Origin of the sequence: Rhodobacter maris (assembly GCF_900217815.1) — a bacterium.
GTDB classification, from domain to species: domain Bacteria; phylum Pseudomonadota; class Alphaproteobacteria; order Rhodobacterales; family Rhodobacteraceae; genus Rhodobacter; species Rhodobacter maris.
In genome coordinates this window covers 73,116-95,373 of the sequence record NZ_OBMT01000012.1, presented here as the reverse complement: position 1 = coordinate 95,373, position 22,258 = coordinate 73,116, and the positions used below count along the sequence as shown (strand labels likewise).

The 22,258-nt window shown below is 65.8% G+C and carries 17 protein-coding genes and 2 pseudogenes; 8 read left to right on the top strand and 11 right to left on the bottom strand.

From position 1 onward, the window contains the following. Positions 1-124 precede the first annotated feature (124 nt). Together CRO22_RS19435 and CRO22_RS14445 are read right to left on the bottom strand one after the other, a co-directional pair. Positions 125-556, bottom strand: a complete 432-nt coding sequence (locus CRO22_RS19435; RefSeq protein ID WP_176518656.1) for a hypothetical protein — start codon at positions 554-556, stop codon at positions 125-127. 186 nt (positions 557-742) lie between these two features. Further along, positions 743-1,297, bottom strand: a complete 555-nt coding sequence (locus tag CRO22_RS14445) for a helix-turn-helix domain-containing protein (protein WP_097070871.1) — start codon at positions 1,295-1,297, stop codon at positions 743-745. A gap of 167 nt (positions 1,298-1,464) precedes the next feature. Between CRO22_RS14445 and CRO22_RS14440 the strand changes: the two genes are divergently transcribed. Together CRO22_RS14440 and CRO22_RS19220 are read left to right on the top strand one after the other, a co-directional pair. Continuing rightward, entirely contained in the window at positions 1,465-3,912 is a 2,448-nt protein-coding gene (locus CRO22_RS14440; RefSeq protein ID WP_097070870.1) for a GcvT family protein, read from the top strand. A gap of 77 nt (positions 3,913-3,989) precedes the next feature. After that, positions 3,990-4,229 (top strand): annotated as a pseudogene (locus CRO22_RS19220) (IS5/IS1182 family transposase); the annotation flags it as partial. A 230-nt stretch (positions 4,230-4,459) separates the two neighbouring features. On the opposite strand, the gene CRO22_RS14435 reads toward CRO22_RS19220, so the two are convergent. Beyond that, positions 4,460-6,259, bottom strand: coding sequence for an aminopeptidase P family protein (locus CRO22_RS14435; RefSeq protein WP_097070869.1), 1,800 nt, complete (start codon positions 6,257-6,259; stop codon positions 4,460-4,462). A gap of 17 nt (positions 6,260-6,276) precedes the next feature. Beyond that, positions 6,277-8,154 carry a cobaltochelatase subunit CobT gene (cobT, locus tag CRO22_RS14430; RefSeq protein ID WP_097070868.1) on the bottom strand — a complete coding sequence of 626 codons (1,878 nt, stop codon included), beginning with the start codon at positions 8,152-8,154 and terminating at the stop codon, positions 6,277-6,279. Between the two features lie 180 nt (positions 8,155-8,334). On the opposite strand from cobT, the gene CRO22_RS14425 reads away from it, so the two are divergent. Beyond that, positions 8,335-8,922, top strand: coding sequence for an NADPH-dependent FMN reductase (locus CRO22_RS14425; RefSeq protein WP_097070867.1), 588 nt, complete (start codon positions 8,335-8,337; stop codon positions 8,920-8,922). 80 nt (positions 8,923-9,002) lie between these two features. Here CRO22_RS14425 and cobS read toward each other — a convergent pair whose 3' ends face one another. Beyond that, a complete protein-coding gene (cobS, locus tag CRO22_RS14420) occupies positions 9,003-9,977 on the bottom strand; it encodes a cobaltochelatase subunit CobS (RefSeq protein WP_097070866.1) in 975 nt (324 codons plus the stop codon). Between the two features lie 171 nt (positions 9,978-10,148). On the opposite strand from cobS, the gene CRO22_RS14415 reads away from it, so the two are divergent. Beyond that, positions 10,149-10,517, top strand: coding sequence for a DUF4177 domain-containing protein (locus tag CRO22_RS14415; RefSeq protein ID WP_097070879.1), 369 nt, complete (start codon positions 10,149-10,151; stop codon positions 10,515-10,517). 349 nt (positions 10,518-10,866) lie between these two features. Further along, positions 10,867-11,099 (top strand): annotated as a pseudogene (locus CRO22_RS14410) (IS5/IS1182 family transposase); the annotation flags it as partial. A 90-nt stretch (positions 11,100-11,189) separates the two neighbouring features. Here CRO22_RS14410 and CRO22_RS14405 read toward each other — a convergent pair. Beyond that, positions 11,190-13,214: an ASKHA domain-containing protein gene (locus CRO22_RS14405; protein WP_097070865.1), complete on the bottom strand. Its 2,025-nt coding sequence runs from the start codon at positions 13,212-13,214 to the stop codon at positions 11,190-11,192. Between the two features lie 155 nt (positions 13,215-13,369). After that, positions 13,370-14,212, bottom strand: coding sequence for an AAA family ATPase (locus CRO22_RS14400; RefSeq protein WP_097070864.1), 843 nt, complete (start codon positions 14,210-14,212; stop codon positions 13,370-13,372). A 197-nt stretch (positions 14,213-14,409) separates the two neighbouring features. Between CRO22_RS14400 and dksA the strand changes: the two genes are divergently transcribed. Next, positions 14,410-14,832: an RNA polymerase-binding protein DksA gene (gene dksA, locus CRO22_RS14395; protein ID WP_097070863.1), complete on the top strand. Its 423-nt coding sequence runs from the start codon at positions 14,410-14,412 to the stop codon at positions 14,830-14,832. Positions 14,833-14,931: 99 nt separating this feature from the next. Further along, positions 14,932-16,119: an FAD-dependent oxidoreductase gene (locus CRO22_RS14390; protein ID WP_097070862.1), complete on the top strand. Its 1,188-nt coding sequence runs from the start codon at positions 14,932-14,934 to the stop codon at positions 16,117-16,119. Positions 16,120-16,132: 13 nt separating this feature from the next. On the opposite strand, the gene CRO22_RS14385 is transcribed toward CRO22_RS14390, so the two are convergent. The 3 genes from CRO22_RS14385 to CRO22_RS14375 form a co-directional block, all read right to left on the bottom strand. Then, on the bottom strand, positions 16,133-17,368 hold the full coding sequence (locus tag CRO22_RS14385) for an Hsp70 family protein (protein ID WP_097070861.1): 1,236 nt from the start codon (positions 17,366-17,368) through the stop codon (positions 16,133-16,135). Positions 17,369-17,426: 58 nt separating this feature from the next. Further along, positions 17,427-18,206, bottom strand: a complete 780-nt coding sequence (xth, locus tag CRO22_RS14380) for an exodeoxyribonuclease III (RefSeq protein WP_097070860.1) — start codon at positions 18,204-18,206, stop codon at positions 17,427-17,429. A 139-nt stretch (positions 18,207-18,345) separates the two neighbouring features. Further along, positions 18,346-18,570 (bottom strand): hypothetical protein, encoded by a 225-nt coding sequence (locus CRO22_RS14375; protein WP_097070859.1) that lies wholly within the window; start codon positions 18,568-18,570, stop codon positions 18,346-18,348. A gap of 218 nt (positions 18,571-18,788) precedes the next feature. Between CRO22_RS14375 and CRO22_RS14370 the strand changes: the two genes are divergently transcribed. Further along, on the top strand, positions 18,789-20,384 hold the full coding sequence (locus tag CRO22_RS14370) for a peptide chain release factor 3 (RefSeq protein WP_097070858.1): 1,596 nt from the start codon (positions 18,789-18,791) through the stop codon (positions 20,382-20,384). Between the two features lie 247 nt (positions 20,385-20,631). Here the strand turns inward: CRO22_RS14370 and tig are convergent, their stop codons facing one another. Continuing rightward, entirely contained in the window at positions 20,632-21,966 is a 1,335-nt protein-coding gene (gene tig, locus CRO22_RS14365) for a trigger factor (protein ID WP_097070857.1), read from the bottom strand. Positions 21,967-22,258: the final 292 nt, after the last annotated feature.

Below are 22,258 nucleotides of genomic sequence, written 5' to 3'. Positions count from 1 at the left end.
CTTGTGCTGTTGTTCGCGCCCCTCCCTTATGGTCGTGCGGGTTCCAAGTGCAACCCGACGATTCATCACAGGCCCCGGCCAGAAGTGGCTGCGAAAAAACAGTTGTGAGGTGCAATTGTCGTCGCTATGCGCGAAGTCGGGCCGACCGGGGGCCTGTCATGGCATCCTGTCTCCCTCTTTTCGACGATTTCGGCGTTGCGTTGTTCACCGTGACCGTGCCGTTGGAATTGCGCGTCTCGGGCAGATAGTGCGCCGCGCCGGGAAGCATCACCCTATGGCCGTCATGGCCGTACAGATGCACCCGACCGGGGATTTGCGATTTCCACGGCAGGGCGTCGAAATCGGCACGCAGCCCAATTGCCTTCTCGCCCCCGCCCGAGGGGATCGAGGCGACGATGCTGTGCCCGCCGCCTGCGCCGTCAGCCCGCCGAACAGCGCGGCAAAGCCCGGCCCGCGCCACGCCCCCATCGACCACAGGCTGATTGCCCGCTGCCGCGCCGTGCCCCTCGCAATAAGTTTTCACCGAGCCGAGGATCGGGAGCACGAAACCCCACATCACCATGCGCAGACGGCCCAGCCGGTCGGCGCCGAAAAGGATCGATGCAGATGAAAAAACCCTTCCCGCGCGAACGGCTGACTTTCCGGCTCGACATGCTGGCCAAGGAGACGTTCGACGCCAACGACGGGATCTTTCCGCGCCAGCTCGGGCTGAGCAAGGGCTGAAAGCGGGGGGCGCTTCCGCCTAGTAAATCGGCGGCGAGACGATCCAGATCACCTCTGCCGGCTCCGGGCCTTCGTTGCGCCAGCCGTAATCGGCGCCGGTGAACTGGAAGCTGTCGCCGGGGGCAAGGGCGATCTCGGTTTGCCCGATGATCAGCGTGAGGGCGCCCGAGAGCAGCACCCCGCCATCTTCGCGCTCGCAGGGTTTGAACGGCCCGTCGCTGGAGGATCCCGGCGCGAAGACCGAGCGGATCATCTCGAAACTGCCGCCCAGCGTGGGCGAGAGCAGCTCCTCGGTCAGCCCGGTTTCCGCCGAGCCGATCATCGGGCGGTCGGCGGCGCGCAGCACCAGCCCCTGTTCTTGCAGCGCGCGCCCCGAGGAGCGGAAGAAGAAGCTGATGTTGACGCCGAGCCGCTCGGCCAGAAGCCCGAGGTCGCGCACCGAAGGGGTGGTCTGGCCGCGCTCGATCTGGCTGAGCCAGCCGACCGAGCGCCCAACTTCGGCGGCAAGCTGCTTGAGCGTGAGGCTGCGCGTTTTGCGCAACGCGCGGATATCTTCGCCGACATGATGGCTCATAAGGGGTCCCTTTCGCGCCCCATCCTGCCGAAAGCGGGTGAAAAGCTCAAGGCATGCGGCGAAGCAGGGTGAAATTCGGCATCACGAAAACTCCTGAGTGAAATTTTATCTTGAAATTTCATTTATGGGGTGGCTAGCTGAGCCATCCCCTCAGCCCCGGAGTCGCCATGCCCGACCTTCCCGCCAAAGCCCGCGTCGTCATTATCGGAGGCGGCATCTCGGGCTGCTCGGTCGCCTATCATCTTGCCAAACTCGGCTGGACCGACATCGTTTTGCTTGAGCGCAAGCAGCTCACCTCGGGCACCACTTGGCATGCGGCGGGGCTGATCGGGCAATTGCGTGCGAGCCAGAACATGACCCGGCTCGCGAAATATTCCGCCGATCTCTACGGTCGGCTCGAGGCGGAAACCGGGCTTGCCACCGGGCTCCGGCGCTGCGGTTCGATCACCGTGGCGCTGAGCGAGGAGCGGCGCGAGGAGATCTTGCGCCAGGCCGCGCTGGCGCGCGCCTTTGGCGTTGAGGTGAACGAACTTTCCCCCGCTGAGGTGCTGGCGATGTATCCGCATCTCAACATCGAGAGCGTGGTGGCGGGGGTGCATCTGCCGGGCGACGGGCAGGCCGACCCCGGCAATATCGCGCTGGCCTTGGCGAAGGGCGCGCGGATGGCGGGGGCGCGGATCATCGAGCAGGTGAAGGTGACAAAAGTCACGACTGCTGACGGCCGGGTGACAGGGGTTGACTGGGAAATGGGGGCCGAGCGCGGCCATATCGCCGCCGATCATGTGGTCAATTGCGGCGGCATGTGGGGGCGCGATCTGGCGGCGCAAAACGGCGTCACGCTGCCGCTGCATGCCTGCGAACATTTCTACATCGTCACCGAAACCATCCCGGGTCTGGCGCAGTTGCCGGTGCTGCGGGTGCCCGACGAATGCGCCTATTACAAGGAAGATGCAGGGAAAATTCTCTTGGGCGCGTTCGAGCCCAAGGCCAAGCCCTGGGGGATGAGTGGCATTCCCGAGGCGTTCTGTTTCGACCAGCTGCCCGAGGATGTCGACCATTTCGAGCCGATCCTTGAGCAGGCCGTGGCGCGGATGCCGATGCTGGCCGAGGCGGGCATCCACACTTTCTTCAACGGCCCGGAAAGCTTCACCCCTGACGACCGCTATTATCTGGGCGAGGCGCCTAACCTCGGCGGCTATTGGGTGGCGGCCGGGTATAATTCGATCGGCATCGTCTCCTCGGGCGGCGCGGGGATGGCTTTGGCGCAGTGGATGCACGATGGCGCGCCGCCCTTTGATCTGTGGGACGTCGATATCCGCCGCGCGCAGCCGTTCCAGCGCAACCGGCGCTATCTCAAGGAACGGGTCAGCGAGACGCTCGGCCTGCTTTATGCCGACCATTTTCCCTATCGGCAGATGGCGACCGCGCGGGGCATCCGCCGTTCACCCCTGCACGAGCACCTCAAGGCGCGCGGTGCGGTCTTTGGCGAGGTGGCGGGCTGGGAACGCGCGAACTGGTTTGCGCGCGCGGGGCAGGAGCGGGAGTATCGCCTGAGTTGGAAGCGGCAGAACTGGTTCGAGAACCAGCGCGCCGAGCATTTGGCCTTGCGCGAGGGCGTGGGGCTTCTCGACATGAGCTCGTTTGGCAAGATCCGCGTCGAGGGGCGCGACGCGGTGGCCTTCTTGCAGCGGCTCTGCGCCAATGACGTCGATGTCGCCCCGGGCCGCATCGTCTACACCCAGATGCTGAACGCGAAGGGCGGGATCGAGGCCGACCTGACTGTCACACGGCTGAGCGAAACCGCCTTTTTCCTTGTCGTGCCGGGCGCCACGCTGCACCGCGATCTAGTCTGGCTGCGCCGCCATCTGGGCGAGGACTGGGTGACGATCACCGATGTCACCTCGGCCGAAGCCGTGCTGCCGATCATGGGCCCGCGCGCGCGCGACCTGATGCGCCTCGTCTCGCCAGATGATTTCTCGAACGCCGCGCATCCCTTTGGCATGGCGCGCGAAATCGAGATCGGCATGGGTCTCTCGCGGGCGCATCGGGTCACCTATGTGGGTGAGCTGGGCTGGGAACTTTACATCCCCACCGATCAGGCCGCGCATGTGTTCGAGACGCTGATAGAGGCGGGCGAAGCGGTCGGGCTAAAGCTTTGCGGGCTGCATGCGATGGACAGTTGCCGGATCGAGAAGGCCTATCGCCACTTCGGCCATGACATCACTGACGAAGATCATGTGCTGGAAGCCGGGCTGGGCTTTGCGGTGAAGCCGGAGAAAGGCGATTTCCTCGGCCGCGAGGCGGTGTTGCGCAAGCGCGCGGCGGGGCTGACGCGGCGGCTGGTGCAGTTCCGCCTGACCGACCCCGAGCCGCTTTTGTTCCACAACGAGCCGATCTTGCGCGATGGGCGCATCGTCGGCCAGCTTACCTCGGGCAATTACGGCCATGCGCTGGGGACCGCGATCGGACTGGGCTATGTGCCCTGCCGCACCGATGAAACGGCGGCGGAGCTGCTGGGGGCAAGCTACAGTATCGACGTGGCGGGGCGGATCTTCGAAGCCGAAGCCAGCCTCGCGCCGCTGTATGACCCCAAATCCAGCCGCCCGCGCGCCTGAGCCATAGGTTGCTGCTCCGTCTGCGCTGGAAATGAGCGATCAAGGCATCGTCCGAGCCGCGCCGCTATCGCGCCCCCGCTATCACGCGAGGCGAGATATTGCGAGCCGACCGATGTCCGGGCCGAACGATCTGGAAGAAATGGGTCAGCTATCACCTCCGAAGTCGCATCGACGTTCAAATGAACCGTCTGACGCGTTTCGGTGAACGGATCATGCCACGAGGTCTCGATCGACAAACTGTCGAAATCCAGATCCGCATTGCGATCATGAACCTCGGCTCGGCTCTCGGAAGGGCCGAGATCGACGCCATCGCCTGAAGCTGAGCGGGAAAGAAGCAGCCACTTACGCCGTGATTAGCGCAACAAGCCCCCCGAAAATCCGGCAGAGGCGTTTTGGGGATCCATGATTCAAGAACAAAGAAACAATAAGGGCGCCGTGATACTCTGATGACGGCCTGCCGCGCGCCCGGTTTGGTCTCGTCCCCCGGCCCGGGCTGCCCGGCGCCCGTTCGTCTTCCTGTCCGCAAACAGGCCGCAGCGCAACGTGCTCAGAGCGGGGCGCAGGCGGCTTTCAGCCAGACGCGCACCGGGGCCGCGGTGAGCGGGCCGATGCGGGTGAAGACGGCAGCGTGATAGCTGTCGAGCCAGGCGCGTTCGGCGGGGCTGAGCATTCCGGTGACGATCAGGCGGCGGTCGATCGGCACGAACGTCAGGGTGGCAAAACCCAGATGGTCGCGCCCGCCATCGATTTTCGGGGCCTCCTCGACGAGGAGCAGGTTCTCGATCCGGATCCCCCAATGCCCCTCCCGGTAATGGCCGGGCTCGTTCGAGAGAATCATGCCGGGGGCAAGCGCCACTTCCGAGATCCGCGAGATCCGCGCCGGGCCTTCGTGCACGCAAAGCGCAGCGCCGACGCCATGGCCGGTGCCGTGGTCGTAATCCATCCCCGCCGTCCAAAGCGCGGCGCGGGCGAGCGCGTCGAGGTCGCGCCCGGCAAGGCCCCGCGGGAAGCGAGCGCGCGAGAGCGCGATCATCCCCTGCAGCACGCGGGTGAAGGCTTCGGCCGCGCCTTCGGGCGGGGGGCCCACCGCGATGGTGCGGGTGATATCGGTGGTGCCGTCGGGGTATTGCGCGCCGCTGTCGATCAGCAGGAGCTCGCCCGGGATGACCCGGCGGTTCGTGGCCTCGCTCACCCGGTAATGGACGATCGCGCCATTGGGGCCTGCGCCGCAGATCGTGTCGAAGCTGATGTCGAGAAGCTGGCCGGTGCCGCGGCGGGCCTCCTCCAGCGCCTTGACCACATCAATCTCGGTGAGCTGGCCTTTTGGCGCCTCCGCATCGAGCCAGGCGAGAAATTCCACGAGCGCGGCCGCATCGCGGATATGGGCGGCCTTCATCCCCGCGACTTCGGCTGCGTTTTTGCGTGCCTTGGGCAGACTGCAGGGATCCTCGCCCCAGATCACCGCAACGCCCGCAGCCTCAAGCTCGCGGCCAACCTGATGTGGCGCCGTGGCCGGATCGAGCAGAACCGGGCCGGTGAGGGCGCGCAGGGCGGCCTCGAAAGCGGCAACGGGGCGCAGGGTGATCTCGGGGCCGAGGGCTGTGCGCAGCGCGGGCGAGAGCTTCTCCCCTTCGGCAAAAAGCGTCAGATGGCCGCTCGCATGGAGCACCGCGAAAGCCTGCATCACCGGGTTGCGGGGGATATCGGCACCGCGGATGTTGAGAAGCCAGGCGATGGAATCGGGCAGCGTCAACACTGCCGCCTCGGCGCCACGGGTGGAAAGGCCTTGCCCCAGCCGGGCGCGCTTCGCGGCGCTCGGTTCGCCCGCGAACTCAAGCGGGTGCACCCGTGCGGGCGCCATCGGCGGGGCAGGGCGATCCTCCCAGATGGCGTCGACAAGATTGGCGCTTTCGACCAGTTCGATCTGCGAGCCCGCGAGCGTGCGGCGCAGTTCCTCCACCTCGCGGCGGGCGTGCAACCACGGATCAAAGCCGATCCGCCCGCCCTGCGGGAAATGCTCCAAAAGCCAGGGGCCGAGTTTGGTTTCGGGCCAGTCGACCGGGGTGAAGGCGGCGAGGTCCACCTCGGCGCGCACCTGCACCCGGTAGCGGCCATCAACGAAGACGCCCGCGATTTCGGGCAGCACCACGCAAAAGCCCGCCGAGCCAGTGAAGCCGGTGAGCCAGGCGAGGCGGGCATCGCAGTCGGCGACATATTCGCCCTGATGCGCATCGGCACGCGGCACGAGAAAGCCCGCAAGCCCCGCCTGTGTGGCAGCCGCGCGCAGCCGCGCCAACCGCCCGGCGCCGAGATCCGGGGTGGAGCGGCTGGTGAAATCCTGAAACATGCTGCCTCCGGGAGGGGTTAGACGGCCTTCTTCATGCCCAGAACGCGGGCGCGGGCGCGGGGATCGCTGTCAAAGAGCGCGGCGAGCTGCTCGGTCATCGCGCCCGCGAGCTGCTCCACATCGGTGATGGTGACGGCGCGGCTATAGTAGCGCGTCACATCATGGCCGATGCCGATGGCGATGAGTTCGACCGCGCGCTTGCGCTCCACCATGGCGATCACGTCGCGCAGGTGTTTTTCAAGGTAGATCGCGGGGTTGACCGAAAGCGTTGAATCATCGACCGGGGCGCCATCCGAGATCACCATCAGGATCTTGCGGGCCTCGGGGCGCGCGGTGGCGCGTTTGTAGGCCCATTCGAGCGCCTCGCCGTCGATGTTTTCCTTGAGCAAGCCCTCTTTCATCATCAGCCCGAGGTTCGAGCGCACCCGGCGCCAGGGCGCATCGGCGCTTTTATAGATGATGTGGCGCAGGTCGTTGAGGCGGCCCGGGGCCTGCGGGCGGCCCTCGGCAAGCCAGCGCTCGCGCGATTGCCCGCCTTTCCAGGCGCGGGTGGTGAAGCCGAGGATCTCGACCTTGACCGAGCAGCGCTCCAGCGTGCGGGCCAGCACATCGGCGCAGATCGCGGCGATGGAAATCGGCCGGCCGCGCATCGAGCCGGAGTTGTCAAGCAGCAGCGTCACGCAGGTGTCGCGGAATTGGGTGTCCTTCTCGACCTTGAAGGAGAGCGGCGTGGTCGGGTTTGCGACCACGCGGGCAAGCCGGCCCGCATCGAGCGTGCCTTCCTCGCGGTCAAACTCCCAGCTCCGGTTTTGCTGGGCCTGCAGACGGCGCTGCAGCTTGTTGGCAAGCCGTGCCACCGCGCCCTTGAGCGGCTCAAGCTGCGTGTCGAGATAGGCGCGCAGCCGTTCGAGCTCCACCGGCTCGGCCAGATCCTCGGCGCGGATCTCCTCGTCGAATTCAGTGGTGAAGACGGTGTAATTCGGGTCGGCCTGGCTGTGCGGCGGGGGGGGCGGCGGCTCCAGCGGCGCATCCGCCTGCGGCATCTCCACCTCTTCGCCGAGCTCCTGATCGGAGAGATCGTCCTGACTCACCGTGGTCTGGGTCTGGTCCTGCTGCTCTTCCTGCGCGCGCTCGGAGGTCGCCTCGCTGTCCTCCTCGACCTGATCCTCCTCCGAACGATCCTCGTTCGACGCGTCGGGGTCATTCTCGGCCTCTTCGGCCTCGCTGTCGTCGCCTTGCTCTTCATCCGGGTCGTCGCCCAGTTGATCGGCATAGCCGAGATCGGCGATCACCTTGCGCGCCATGCGCGCGAAGGCCGCCTGATCAGAGAGCACATGGCTCACGTTTTCAAGGTCTTGCCCGGCGCTGTCTTCCAGAAACCCGCGCCAGAGGTCGAGCACGTGATCGGCGGCGGCGGGCAGTTTGCGCCCCGTTGCCATCTCGCGCACAAGGTAGCCCGCGGCCACCGAGAGCGGCGCCTCGGCTTGCGTGCGGATCTGGCCATAGCCCTTGCGCTCCGCCTCATGGCCGATCTTGAAGTCGATATTGGTGAGCGTGCCCGGCATGTCGCGCGCCCCAAGCGCTTCGCAACGCGCGGTCTCCATCGCGTCGAACAGGCTTTTCGCCATCTCGCCCGTGGGGGTGTAGCGTGCCGCCACCTTGGTATCATGGTGGCGCTCGCGCAAAGCCAGCGCATCGCCCGTGCCGCGCGCAAGCATCACCTCGTCGCGCGTCATCCGCCGGCTCACCTGCGGCAGCCGCATCTGCCCGCCCGATACGCCGGAAGGATCGACCGAGAAACTCACGGTCATCTCAGGCGTTTCGGCGAGTGTCTTCGTGGCCTCGGCAAGGGCCTTCTTGAACGGGTCGGCGGGGTTGTCGTTGGGCTTCGTCATGGCTCATGTAAAGCACCGCCGGAGCGCGGCGTAAAGCACCTGTATGGCGGCGGCGGAGAGGGTGCGTCCGGTCGGGGCAACGGGGCACGGATCATGTGCGCAGTTGCGCAGAAAACAGTATGACGAAGGGGCATTTGTGCGCGATATTGAGGGCACAAATTCCGGACCGCGGAGGTTTCCATGTCCAACGAACTCAAAATCGCCATCATCCTCTCCTCGACCCGCCCGACCCGGCTGGCCGACAAGCCCGCACAGTGGTTTTTGGGTTTTGCGAAAGCGCAACATCCCGAAATCAGCTTCGAACTCGTCGATCTGCGCGACTACAAGCTGCCGTTCTTCGACGAGGTCGCCTCGAACGCCTGGGCCCCCTCGCAATCGCCCGAGGCGGTGAAATGGCAAAAGAAAGTGGCCGAATTCGACGGCTACATCTTCGTGACGGCCGAATATAACCACTCGATCACCGGCGCGCTGAAAAACGCGCTCGATCAGGCCTATGTCGAATGGGCGAAAAAGCCGATGGGTGCCGTGGGTTACGGCGGGCTGGGCGCGGGGCGCGCGGTCGAGCATCTGCGCGCCATTGCGGTTGAGCTGCAAATGGTGCCGGTGCGCAATGCTGTGCACATTGGCGGCGGCGATTTCATGGCAATTTCTCCGCTCGGCGCCAATGGCGAAATGTCGGAAATTGCCGGCCATATCGAAGGCTCGGCGAAAGCGCTTTTGGCCGATATCGCCTGGTGGGGCGCCGCCACCAAGGCCGCGCGCGGTTAAGTTTTATACGACCACTCACGAAACGAAACGGCGCGTCCCTCGGGGCGCGCCGTTTGCATTGAGGCCGAGGGTCGCCGGGGTTAACGCCCGGCGATGACCGCCGCACTTTCGGGCAGTTCCTCGTCGAAGAGGCGCTGGTAGAACTCGGCCACCGTGGCGCGTTCGAGCTCGTCGCATTTGTTCAGGAAGGTCAGGCGGAACGCATAGCCGACGTTGCGGAAGATATCGGCATTCTGCGCCCAGGCGATGACGGTGCGGGGGCTCATCACGGTCGAGAGGTTGCCGGCCATGAAGGCGGTGCGGGTGAGATCGGCCACCGTCACCATCTGGTTGATCTTCTTGCGCCCGGCCTCGGTGTTGTAATGCGGCACCTTGGAGAGCACGATCGCCGCCTCGGCATCGTGGCTGAGATAGTTCAGCGTGGCGACGAGGCTCCAGCGGTCCATCTGGCCCTGATTGATCTGCTGCGTGCCGTGGTAAAGCCCGGTCGTGTCGCCCAGACCCACGGTGTTGGCCGTGGCGAACAGGCGAAACCAGGGGTTCGGCGTGATCACCTCGTTCTGATCGAGCAGCGTGAGCTTGCCGTCGGCCTCCAGCACGCGCTGGATCACGAACATCACATCGGCCCGGCCCGCGTCGTATTCGTCAAACACGATGGCGGTCGGGTTGCGCAAAGCCCAGGGCAGGATGCCCTCGTGGAACACCGTCACCTGCTTGCCATCGACGAGCTTGATCGCATCCTTGCCGATGAGATCGATCCGGCTCACATGGCTGTCGAGGTTTACCCGCACGCAGGGCCAGTTGAGCCGCGCCGCCACCTGCTCGATATGGGTGGATTTGCCGGTGCCGTGATAGCCCTGGATCATCACGCGGCGATTGTAGGCAAAGCCCGCCAGAATCGCCATCGTCGTATCCGGGTCGAACTTGTAGGTCGGGTCGAGATCCGGCACGCGTTCGGTGCGCTCGGCAAACCCCTTCACCTTCATGTCGCTTTCGAGGCCGAACACCTCGCGCAGGTCGATCTCCTCGGTGGGCTTGGCGGTCTGGTCGAGCATCGGTTTTCCTCACTGTCGTCTCCCCGTTTTGTGGCGCATCGCAGGAGGGGGTGCAAGAGGCGCATTGTGAGGGACACAGCCCGGGGAGAGAAAACGGGGCCTCACCCCTTCGTTCCTTGACCCGTCCCGCGGGGCGGTGTTTTCTGCCCGCGCAAGACGATGGGGGCGGTGATGCTGGTCTGGGAATACAAGGTGGTGCCCGCGCCGATGCGGGGCGAAAAGGAACGCGGGCTGAAAACGGGTGCCGCGCGCTTTGCCCATGCGCTCGGGCTGATGATGAACGAGATGGCGGCCGAGGGCTGGGAATATTGGCGCGCCGAGACGCTGCCCGCCGAAGAGCGTACTGGCCTCACTTCGAAGACCACGGTCTTTCACAACGTGATGGTGTTCCGCCGCCCGCTGGAAAATGCCGCTCCCCGCCGCGCCCGCGCCGAGCTGGTGGAAGATGAACCGACCGAGCGCCGCGGTTTTCTCAGCGCTCGCGCCCCCGAGGGCCGCGCCCCGCGGCTTGGCCCGGCTGAGGATGCCATCGAGGATTGAACGGCGCTTTGCCGGGCTTCGCGCCGGGGAGGCCCCATGGCGGTGCAGCTTGGTGATGGTGCGGTCGATCATCATCTGCTGAAACTGCGCATCTGCAGCTAACGCTTTGAACATGATGCAGACTGCGTCGCCAATCACGCAACCGCGGAAGCGCGTATCCCTTGTAACGCCCGGCATTGGCAACGGTTGTCGCCGTCAGCGGGTCGATATGTGTGCCAGCGGCTTCGTCGGGGATCTCGGCGCTCTCGCCAATCAATGCCGGCGTGCGCGGGGCGAGATCCCCCGACCAGCCCGCGGCGAAAACGATATTCTTGGTTTGCCCGTTCTCAGCGGCCGCAATCCGGGCTCCAGCCGCAACGAGACCCTTCGGGCGAGACGCCATCTGGGCAAGGGCTCTGGAAGAGATGGTCGGGTTATCACATCCGAAGTCGGATCGAGGCGCAGAGGAACCGCCTCACATCCTTCGGCGATAGGATCATGTCCCGGGATCCCGATCGCCAGACCGCAGAGATACACATCCGCATCGCGATCACGAGCCGCGCCTCGGCCCTTGGCTGGGCCGAAATCGGGGCCGCCAATTAAAACGTGGCGGCAAAGGGCAGCTTTCGCCCTATCTTCGATTTGCCCAACAACGTCGGTCGGCGGCCCGATAGCCGCGATGTCAAAGGCCTTTCAACCGCGCCGCCGCCGCCGCCCGCCCCCTTCGCCTGTGGGGCCCGCGTTGAAGCTCACATCCGGCAGGGAGACAATTTTTGCGAGTTCCGGGAAGGGCGCGGTCGCATGGGGGATCGCATTGGCTGCCACGAAATGTTCCTGAAACCGCGGTTCGATCGCGGTCTCGATCTTCACGATCCGCGTCACCTGCGCCTCGATCGACCGTCGCGCGGCGCGCGAGCACAGCGCCATGCGCGCGCCGGTGCCCGCGGCATTCCCGGCGGAGGTCACCGCCTCAAGCGGGACGTCGGGGATCATGCCGAGCACCATCGCGTGTTTGGGGCTGATATGCGCGCCAAAAGCGCCCGCCAGCACGACACGGTCGACCTTGTCCACGCCCATCTCGTCCATCAAGAGTCGCGCCCCCGCGTAAAGCGCCGATTTCGCGAGCTGGATCGCGCGAATGTCTCCCTGGGTCACCGTGACCCGCGGCCCTTCGGGCGCGGCGTCATGGATCACATATTCCTGCGTGCGCCCCATCGGAACGCAGCGCGCGCTGCCCACCTGGTCGGCCGAGCCGATCAGGCCGGAGGCGTCGAGAAGGCCGGCGATGCGCATTTCCGCCACCGCTTCGATGATGCCCGAGCCGCAGATGCCGGTGATGGTCGGCGTGCCGAAACCGGGCTCGTCCGACCAATGCGCGTTGCCGATGATGCGGAAGCGCGGTTCCTTCGTGACCGGGTCGATCTCGATGCGCTCGATCGCGCCGGGGGCGGCGCGCTGGCCCGAGGAGATCTGCGCCCCCTCGAAGGCCGGACCGGTGGGGGAGGAACAGGCCAGCACGCGGGACCGGTTGCCCAGGAGGATCTCGGCATTGGTGCCGACATCGACGATGAGTGAGAGATCGTCACGCGTCTCGGGCGCCTCGGAGAGGGCCACCGCCGCGCAATCGGCGCCGACATGGCCGGCGATCAGCGGCAGGAGATAGGCGCGTGCCCCGGGCGCGAGCGGCGCAAGGCCGATCTCGGCAGCCGCAAGGTTCAGGCTCGCGCCGCACGCAAGCGCGAAGGGCGCCTGACCCAGCTCGACCGGGTCGAGGCCCAAAAGCAGATGGTGCATCACCGGGTTGCAGACGACGACGGCCTCGACCACCGCCTCGGGCTCCACCCCCGCCTCTTCAGTGAGCGTGGCGGCGAGGCCCGCCATCGCCGCGCGCACCGCCGCCGTCATCTCGGCCGCGCCGCCGGGGTTCATCATCGCATAGGAAACCCGGCTCATCAGATCCTCGCCAAAGCGGATCTGCGGGTTCATCAGCCCGGAGGAGGCGCACACGCTTCCATCATCGAGCGCGACCAGATGGCCCGCGATGGTGGTGGAGCCAAGGTCGATCGCCAACCCGTAAAGCGGCGCCTCGCGGTAGCCCGGATAAAGCGCCAAAAGCCGCGGCGCGGTGCCGTCGCCCGGCTCCTGCACCGCGGCCGTCACCTTCCAGCCGCCCTTGCGAAGCGCGGTCTGGAGCGTGGCGAGCACCGCAAGATCGGCCTGCAAGCCTTTGACTTGCCATTGGCTTTGGAGAGCGGCTGAGAGCCGCTCGAAATCGCCGGAGGGCTCGTGCATCGAGGGCTCGGCCACGTCGACATAAAGCGGGCGCGTGGCCGGATCCATCTCCATCACCCGCTCCGAGGCGCTCTTGCGGATCACCTGGCGGTGCACCTGGCTCTCGGCGGGCACGTCGATCACCACATCGCCCTGAATGCAGGCCTGGCAGCCGAGCCGCCGCCCGGGCTTCAGGCCGCGGATCCGGTCATACCGCTCCTCGACCGCGTTGACGGGCGAGAGCGCCTCCGCCCCCACGTGCAGCCCGTGCTTGGGAAATTCGCCGTATCCCGGCGCGACCTGGCATTTCGAGCAGATGCCGCGCCCGCCGCAGACCGAATCGAGATCGACGCCAAGCGCGCGCGCCGCCGCCAGCACCGGCGTGCCCTTGGCCACCCGTCCGCGTTTGCCCGAAGGCGTGAAGATCACCCATGCATCGTCCGACATCGCGCTCTCCCTGTTGGATCTCCGTTCTAGGGCAGGCGGGCGCGAAGGCAAAGCCCGGCTGCGACGGCGCGCCGCAGCTTTGCGGCATCTTGGGCCACGGGCCGGGAAGGGCGCCCCTCCGGCGTGCCGGGTCCGCGAGCGGGCGAAACGCCGCCTCAGCGACGCTCGCGCCGGGCCATGAAGGCGAGCCGTTCGAACAGGGCCACATCCTGTTCGTTCTTCAGAAGCGCACCGTGGAGTTTCGGCAGCAGGTTTGCCGGATCGGCCTTCAGATCCTCGGGCCCAAGATCCTCGGCCAGCAGCAGTTTCAGCCAGTCGAGCACTTCCGAGGTCGAGGGTTTCTTCTTCAGGCCCTGCGTGTCGCGGATCTCGTAGAACCGCGTCAGCGCCGCGGCGAGAAGCGCCTCCTTGATGGCGGGGAAATGCACCTTGACGATGGCGCGCAGGGTCTCGGCATCGGGAAAGCGGATGTAATGGAAAAAGCATCGCCGCAAGAAAGCGTCGGGCAGTTCCTTTTCGTTGTTCGAGGTGATGATGACCACGGGGCGGTGGCACGCGCGGATCGTCTCGCCGGTCTCGTAGACATGGAACTCCATCTTGTCGAGTTCCTGCAGCAGGTCGTTCGGAAACTCGATATCGGCCTTGTCGATCTCGTCGATGAGCAGCACCACCTTGCCCTCCGCCTCGAAGGCCTGCCAGAGCTTGCCCCGGCGGATGTAGTTCTTCACCTCATTCACCCGCGCATCGCCGAGCTGGCTGTCGCGCAACCGGCTCACGGCATCGTATTCATAAAGCCCCTGTTGCGCCTTGGTGGTCGATTTGATCGCCCATTCGAGCATCGGCAGCCCCAATGCCTGCGCCACTTGCCGGGCGAGTTCGGTCTTGCCGGTGCCGGGCTCGCCCTTCACCAGCAGCGGCCGCTCGAGCGCCACGGCGGCATTCACCGCCACCACGAGATCGGGCGGCGCGACATAGCTTTCGGTCGAGCGGAACTGCACGGCATTCTCCCTTTTGCTGCCGTTCGAGCCTAGCTGCGGCGCAAAAGCGCCGCAAGCCGTGGGCAGGCTGACGCAGGAAACATGCCGCAACCGCGAACGCGGGGCGTGACATCGCGTCTCGCTTGCGCTATGGGAGCGCGCAAGCGGCGCCGGGGGGTGACGCCCCCACGACCGAGGGCACAAAAGTGAGTGACGCGATGAAAGCCGAGACATTCCTTCCCGACGATTACCGGCCGGCCGAAGACGAACCCTTCATGAATGACCGGCAGCTCGAATATTTCCGCCGCAAGCTTTCCGCCTGGAAGACGGAGCTTCTGGAGCAATCGCAGGAGACGCTGGAAGGCTTGGCCGAATCGGCGCGCAACGTGCCCGATCTGGCGGATCGCGCCTCCGAGGAGACCGACCGCGCGCTGGAATTGCGCACCCGCGACCGTCAGCGCAAGCTCGTGTCCAAGATCGACGCGGCACTGCGTCGCATCGATAATGGCGAATATGGCTATTGCGAAATGACCGGAGAACCTATCTCTCTGAAACGTCTCGATGCCCGCCCGATCGCCACGATGACGCTTGAGGCGCGGGAGCGGCATGAACGCCGGGAACGGGTGCATCGCGACGACTGAAGCCGGCCGACGGGCCCGGGTGAGGCCTGTTTGTGACGCGATCCGTGACACGCTGAAGATCAGGCTTTGCCGGTGCCCCCAAGGTGCCGGTGTTTGCTTATGGAAAGGACGCGGGCGGTGCTGATCGGTCGACGCGTAACAGTCTTGGGGGCGGGGATCGCCGGGCTCGCCGTGGCGCGGGCACTGGCGCTGCATGGCGCCCAGGTGACAGTTCTCGAACAGGCGGATCAGATCCGCGAAGTGGGGGCGGGGCTGCAGATCTCGCCCAATGGCGCAAAGGTGCTGCGTGCTCTGGGGCTTGGCGATGCGCTCGCGGCGGCCGGGCCCGCGACCGAAGCGATCGAGATGCTCGATGGCGAAACCGGCAGCCGGGTGATCCGGCTTGATCTGGAGAAGCTGCGCCCCGGAGCGGAATACCGGCTTGTGCATCGCGCCCGGCTGATCGAGCTGCTGGCGGCGGGCGCGCGCGATGCGGGCGTCGAGATCCGGCTGTCGCAGAAGGTCGAGGATGTCGATCTGAGCGCGGGGCGGCCGAAGCTTCTCACCGCGATGGGCGAGACGATCGAACCTGACCTGCTGATTGGCGCCGACGGGCTGCATTCGCGCGTGCGCCGCGCGCTCAATGGCGAGGCGCGGCCGTTTTTCACGCATCAGGTCGCCTGGCGCGCGCTTGTGCCCTGCGACGATGCCGAGCCGAAAGTGGCGCAGGTGTTTCTTGGGGCGGGCAAGCACCTTGTCAGCTATCCGCTCGGGCGGGGCTTGCGCAATATCGTGGCGGTGGAGGAACGCTGGCGCTGGGTCGAGGAAAGCTGGAACCTGCGCGACGATCCGCTGACTATGCTTGCTGCGTTCGAGGAGTTTTGCCCACAGGTGCAGGACTGGCTCGAGGCGGTGCGCGAGCCCTGGCTCTGGGGGCTCTTCCGTCATCCGGTCGCCCGCGTCTGGCAGGGCCGCGGCGCGGTGATCCTCGGCGATGCGGCGCATCCGACGCTGCCCTTTCTCGCGCAGGGCGCGGTGATGGCGCTTGAAGATGCCTGGGTGCTGGCGCAGACGCTTGCCAAATATGAGAACGACCGGGTGGCGCTCGGCGTTTACCAGTCGATGCGGGCGGGGCGCTGCAAGGCGATCGTCGAGGCGGCCAATCGCAATGCGCGCAATTACCACCTCTCGGGGTTCCAGCGCACGCTGGGCCATTTCGCGTTGCGCACGGCCTCGGTTTTCGCACCGGGGCAGGTGCTCAACCGCTACGACTGGGTGCACGGCTACGACGTGACGAAGGAAATCTGACCTCGGAGCGGGCTCAGTCCGCGCCTTCGATGGCGCGGGCAAGCCCGTCGATCACTGCGGTGAAGGCTTCGGCGCGTTCAAGCCGGGCCCCCGGGCAGAGCTTTTGCGCCTCTTCGGCGACCAGGCCCATCAGGCTCGAGCCGCCGACCAGCACCACCACACCGACCTGACCCGGCGGGACGGCGGCGATGCGACAGGTTTCGCTGAGCGCCTCCGCGAGGTCGCTGCGCGCGCGGACCAGCGAAGCCGTCATCGAGCCGGCGCTGATCTCGGCATAGAGCCCGCGTTCGATCTTGCCCATGCGGATCATCGCGCCGGGCTTGCCCGCATTCGCCTCGATCTTGCCGCGCTCGACAGCGAAAGCGAGGTCGTGGCCGATCTCGTGTTCGAGCACATCGGCGAGGCGGCCAAGCGCGCGGGCATCCACCGCGAGCTTGCGCATCCGCGCCACCGCGTTGCGGGTCTCCTGTGTGTAAAGAAAGGGGATCTTCGCCCAGGTCGCGAGATCGACGTAAATCTCGGCGGGCATCGGCAGGAGCTCCGGGCCGAATTCGCGTCGGAGCTGGCCGCCGTGGCCGAGGAGCGGCATCGCGTGATCAAGCGAGATCGCGCGGTCGAAATCGGTGCCGCCGAGCCGGATCCCATGGCTCGCGATGATCTCGATGCCCGAAGCGGTCTCGCGGAAGAGCGAGAAATCCGAGGTGCCGCCGCCGATATCGACGATCAGCCCGAGCGCGCCGGGCGGGAGGGCAGGGGAGGCCAATGCCGCCGCCTCGGGTTCGAAACAGAAACGGATATGCTCGAACCCTGCCGCGAGGTAGCAGCCGCGCAGGTCGGCCTCGGCCTGCGCATCGCGTGCGGCTTCGGCGTGAAAATGCACCGGGCGGCCCGAAAGCACATTGGAGAAGCTGCGCCCGGTTTCGGCCTCGGCACGGGCTTTCAGAGCGGCGAGAAAGGCGGTGACCACTTCGGCAAGCCCGCGCCGCTTGCCGCCGATCAGGCGTTTTTCATGAAAAAGAGGTGTGCCGAGCACCGATTTGAGCGCCCGCATGTAGCGCCCTTCCTCGCCGCCAATGAGCGCCTCGGTGGCGGCGGTGCCGATCCGCATCGGCCCGCGGTCGGCGGGAAAGAACACTGCCGTGGGCAGCACCTCGGCGCCGCCCTCGATGTTCAGACGCCGCGCTGTGCCCGCCTCCAGGACCGCCACCGCGGAATTCGACGTGCCGAAGTCGATCGCCAGCGTGTTCATGTAAGACCTCCTGCCGAAGCCCGGCGGCCTAGCGCGTTTCGCGGCTCCGGGCAAGAGGTCAGGCGTCGAGCTCGATCCAGATCGGCACATGGTCGGAGGGTTTCTCGCCCGCGCGCACCTCCTTGTCGATGCCCACCGCAGTGAGCAGGTCCGCTGCCTGGGGGCTGAGCAAGAGGTGGTCGATGCGGATGCCGTTGTTGCGCTGCCAGGCGCCGGCCTGATAGTCCCAGAACGTATACTGGCCGGGGTCGGGCACGCGGTCGCGCAAGGCATCGGTCAGGCCCAGATTGAGAAGCTTGCGGAAGGCGGCGCGGGTTTCGGGCAGCGCCAGCGCATCTGTCGCCCAAGTCTCCGGCTTCGCGGCGTCTTCATCTTGCGGGATCACATTGTAATCGCCTGCAAAAACAAGCGGCTCCTCGGTTTTCAAAAGCGCGCTGACGCGCGCGCGCATGCGCGCCATCCAGGCAAGCTTGTAATCGTATTTCGGGCCGGGTGCCGGGTTGCCATTGGGCAGGTAGAGCCCGCAGATCCGCACCGCGCGGCGGCCCACCACGGTAGCCTCGATCCAGCGCGCCTGGGCGTCGGTCTCGTCGCCGGGCAGGCCACAGACCACGTCTTCGAGCGGATAGCGGCTCAGAAGCGCCACCCCGTTGAAGCTTTTCTGCCCATGCGTGACGATCTGATAGCCGAGCCCCTCGAAGATCTCGTGCGGGAAGGCCTCGTCGGTCGACTTGATCTCCTGCAACGCGACCACATCGGGCTCGGCGGCCTTGAGCCAGGCGGGCAGCGCCTCGGCGCGGGCCTTGATGCCGTTGATGTTGAAGCTTGCGATCTTCATGGGCGCCTCCCTTTTGCCCTTGATAGGGGGGGAGCGCGGAGAAGGAAAGAGAAGGACGCCGCCCTTTGGCGCCGACACCTCACACCCAAGAGATCGGGTGTCAGATCACGGCGCGGTCGAACGGTTCCGGCGCGCTGTGTCAGCCCTTGCGGCGGCAGGCGTCGCGTTCGTGTGGATCGGTGAGGTCGGCACAATCCCAGCCGCTGCCCTCGCAGCAGCACCGATGGCCCTCAAGATGCTCGGCACGATCCTTGGCGGTGTAGAGCGGCACGCCGCAGTAGGGGCACAGAACAGTTTTCTGCGCGGCCCGATGCGCAACTCTTTGCGGGGCGGGCGGCGAGACGGCGGCAGCACTCCTTGCCATAGGCACACTCCTGTTGCGGGGCGGGGGCTTGGCCCTCACCCGTTCGCCGGACGCGTTCCTCCAAGCGCTTCCGGCCAGATTCTTCGAGTATGGAACGATTCCATTAATAATTCCATGATCAGGATCAATCAGGGTGAACGTGTCCGTTCAGCTGTGTCCGGGATGCCGCGCGGCGACGCCCCATTGCTCCGCGCGCGCCCTTGCGTTAAAGGCGCGCCATGAGCAACGCACCCGTCCTCCCGCCCGAAATCGCCCGCCGCCGGACCTTCGCGATCATCTCGCACCCCGACGCCGGCAAGACCACGCTGACCGAGAAGTTCCTGCTTTTCGGTGGCGCGATCCAGATGGCGGGGCAGGTGCGCGCGAAGGGCGAGGCGCGGCGCACGCGCTCGGATTTCATGAAGCTCGAACAGGAGCGCGGGATCTCCGTTTCGGCCTCGGCGATGAGCTTCGATTTCCGGACCTATCGCTTCAACCTCGTCGACACGCCCGGCCACTCCGATTTCTCGGAAGACACTTACCGCACGCTCACCGCTGTCGATGCCGCGATCATGGTGATCGACGGTGCGAAAGGGGTGGAAAGCCAGACCCGGAAACTCTTCGAGGTCTGCCGGTTGCGCGATCTGCCGATCCTGACCTTTTGCAACAAGATGGACCGCGAGAGCCGCGACACGTTCGAGATCATCGACGAGATTCAGGAAAACCTCGCCATCGATGTGGCGCCGGCAAGCTGGCCCATCGGCATGGGGCGCGAGTTCCTCGGCTGCTACGACATCCTGCACGACCGGCTCGAGCTTATGGACCGCGCCGACCGTAACCGGGTGGCGGAGAGCATCAAGATCGACGGGCTCGACGACCCGAAGCTGGCCGAGCACATCCCCGCCGAGCAGCTCGCGAAGCTGCGCGAAGAGCTCGACATGGCGCGCGCGCTCTTGCCCGCTTTCGACCGGCAGGCCTTCCTTGAGGGCCATATGACTCCGATCTGGTTCGGCTCGGCGATCAATTCCTTCGGCGTGAAGGAGTTGATGGACGGCATGGGCGAATATGGCCCCGAGCCGCAACCGCAGCGCGCCGCCGAGCGGCAGATCTCGGCCGACGAAAAGAAGGTGACGGGCTTCGTCTTCAAGGTGCAGGCGAACATGGACCCCAAGCACCGCGACCGGGTGGCTTTCGTGCGGCTTGCCTCGGGCCATTTCGAACGCGGCATGAAGCTCTTGCATGTGCGCTCAGCCAAACCGATGGCGGTGACGAACCCGGTTCTGTTCCTTGCTGCCGACCGCGAACTGGCCGAGGAGGCCTGGGCGGGCGACATCATCGGCATTCCGAACCACGGACAACTCCGCATCGGCGATGCGCTGACGGAAGGGGAGAAGCTGCGCTTTACCGGCATTCCGTCCTTCGCGCCGGAACTGCTGCAATCGGTGCGCTCGACCGACCCGATGAAGGGCAAGCATCTCGAAAAGGCGCTGATGCAATTTGCCGAGGAAGGCGCGGCGAAAGTGTTCAAGCCCTCCATCGGGTCGGGCTTCATCGTCGGCGTGGTGGGCGCGCTGCAATTCGACGTGCTGGCGAGCCGGATCGAGATCGAATACGGCATTCCGGTGCGGTTTGAGCCCTCGCAATTCACTTCGGCGCGCTGGGTGCAGGGGCCGAAGGATGTGGTCGAGAAGATGGTCAATGTGAACAAGCAGCATATTGCCCATGACCACGATGGCGACATCGTCTTTCTCACGCGCCTGCAATGGGACATCGACCGCGTGGTGCGCGATTACGAGGGGCTGAAACTCAGCGCCACCAAGGAAATGATGCAATAGGCTTTGGCCGCGCAGGCGCGGGCCTGCGGGCGCGGCCGGTCGAAGATGTCGTGCGGCCTGCGGCCCTCCTGCCGCCCGGGGGGAGGCCGCGAGGCGCAAAAGTCATGCACAGAGCGGCTGTCTGCCAGACTTCCAGACCGGCATCGGCAAAAGACACGCGCGTCAATGTGTTTGCGCCAGAGCGCGCACCCAAGCAAAAGGCCGCCCCTCGGGGCGGCCTTTGGTCACTGTCCGGTGACGGGGTGTCTCAGAGCTCGTCGAGCGCTTCGATCGCCTTTTGCAGGTCTTCCTTGGTGACTTCCTTGTCGGTCACGGCAGCCCCCGCAACGATGAAGTCGATCACCTTGTCCTCGAAGATCGGCGCGCGGAGTTGCTGTTGCATCTGCGCGTTGCTCTTGACGAATTCAAAGAAGGCGCGCTCCTGACCCGGATATTGCCGCGCCGCATTCATCACCGCTTGCGTCATCTCGGAATCGGTGACCTCGATCTTCTCCACCCGGCCAAGCTCGGCCAGCACGAGGCCCAGACGCACACGGCGATCCGCCAGTGTCTTGTGCTCGTCGGTCACGGTGATCTCGCCGTGGTCATGGCCGTGGTGGTCGGGGTTTTCCTCGTGCCAGAGCTGGTGCGCGATCTGGTTGGCTTCCGCTTCGACGAGCGAGGGCGGCAACTCGAAGCTCATCTTGCCGTCGAGCGCGTCCAGCAGTGCGCGTTTGAGCACGGCACGGGCGGCGCCCTTATATTCCATCTCCAGACGCTCGGCGACTTGGGCCTTCAGGGCGGCGAGGTCTTCGGCGCCGAATTTCTTCGCCAACTCGTCGTCGATCTCGGCCGGTTTCGGGGCCTTCACCGCATGGACGTGGCATTTGAAGGTGGCTTCCTTGCCGGCGAGATGCGCAGCGCCGTATTGCTCGGGGAAGGACACTTTCACTTCGACGTCTTCACCGGCCTTGGCACCGACGAGCTGCTCTTCAAAGCCCGGGATGAACGAGCCCGAGCCGAGCACGAGCGGGTATTCCTCGCCCTTGCCGCCCTCGAAGGGCTCGTCTCCGAGGAAGCCCTCGAAGTCGATCACGACCTGGTCGCCGTCTTTCGCCTTGGTGCCTTTTTTGCGGTCTTCAAAATTCTGCGCCGATTTGGCGAGGTTTTCGAGCGCTTCGGTCACGGCGGCTTCCTCGGCTTTCACGACGAGGCGTTCGAGGGTGAGGGTCGAGCGGTCGAGCGCCGGGATCTCGGGGAGCGCTTCATAGGTGACGGTGAAGGTCGCGTCCGAACCGGGTTTCCAGTCCTGGCCGTTTTCCATCTCGATTTTCGGCTCCATCGCGGGGCGCTCGTTCGAGGTGGAGAGGATTTCCTTCAGCCCGGCGTCAACGCTTTCGTTGAGCACATCGCCGAGGATGCGGTCGCCGAATTGCTTGCGCAGGATCGCCATCGGCACCTTGCCCTTGCGGAAGCCCTTGATCTCGACTTCGGGCTGCGCCTCGGTGAGCTTGGCGGTGACTTTCTCCTCCAGCTCGGCGCCGGTCAGGGTGAAGCTGTAGCCGCGCTTGAGGCCTTCGTTGAGGGTCTGGGTGACCTGCATGGGGTTTCCTCTGGTTCAGGCGCACGCAACCGCACGCATCTGGCAAAATTTTCAGCCGTCCTTCTAGGGGCTCGGGGCCTGACTGGCAAGGCGAAAGGCGGCGGGCAAAGGGGGCCGGGGCGCGAATCTTTTCACACCATCGTCACAGGGGGGCATCGCCCGAACACCCTGTGGGCCGCTGCAATCCGGGGGGCTCTCGCAACAGGTTGGCCACAGGGCGGGCACCGCGAGGGATGCCACAGGGGACGCCAATCCGCATCGTCGAAATCCTCGGTGCGGGCGGTGAAGCGGG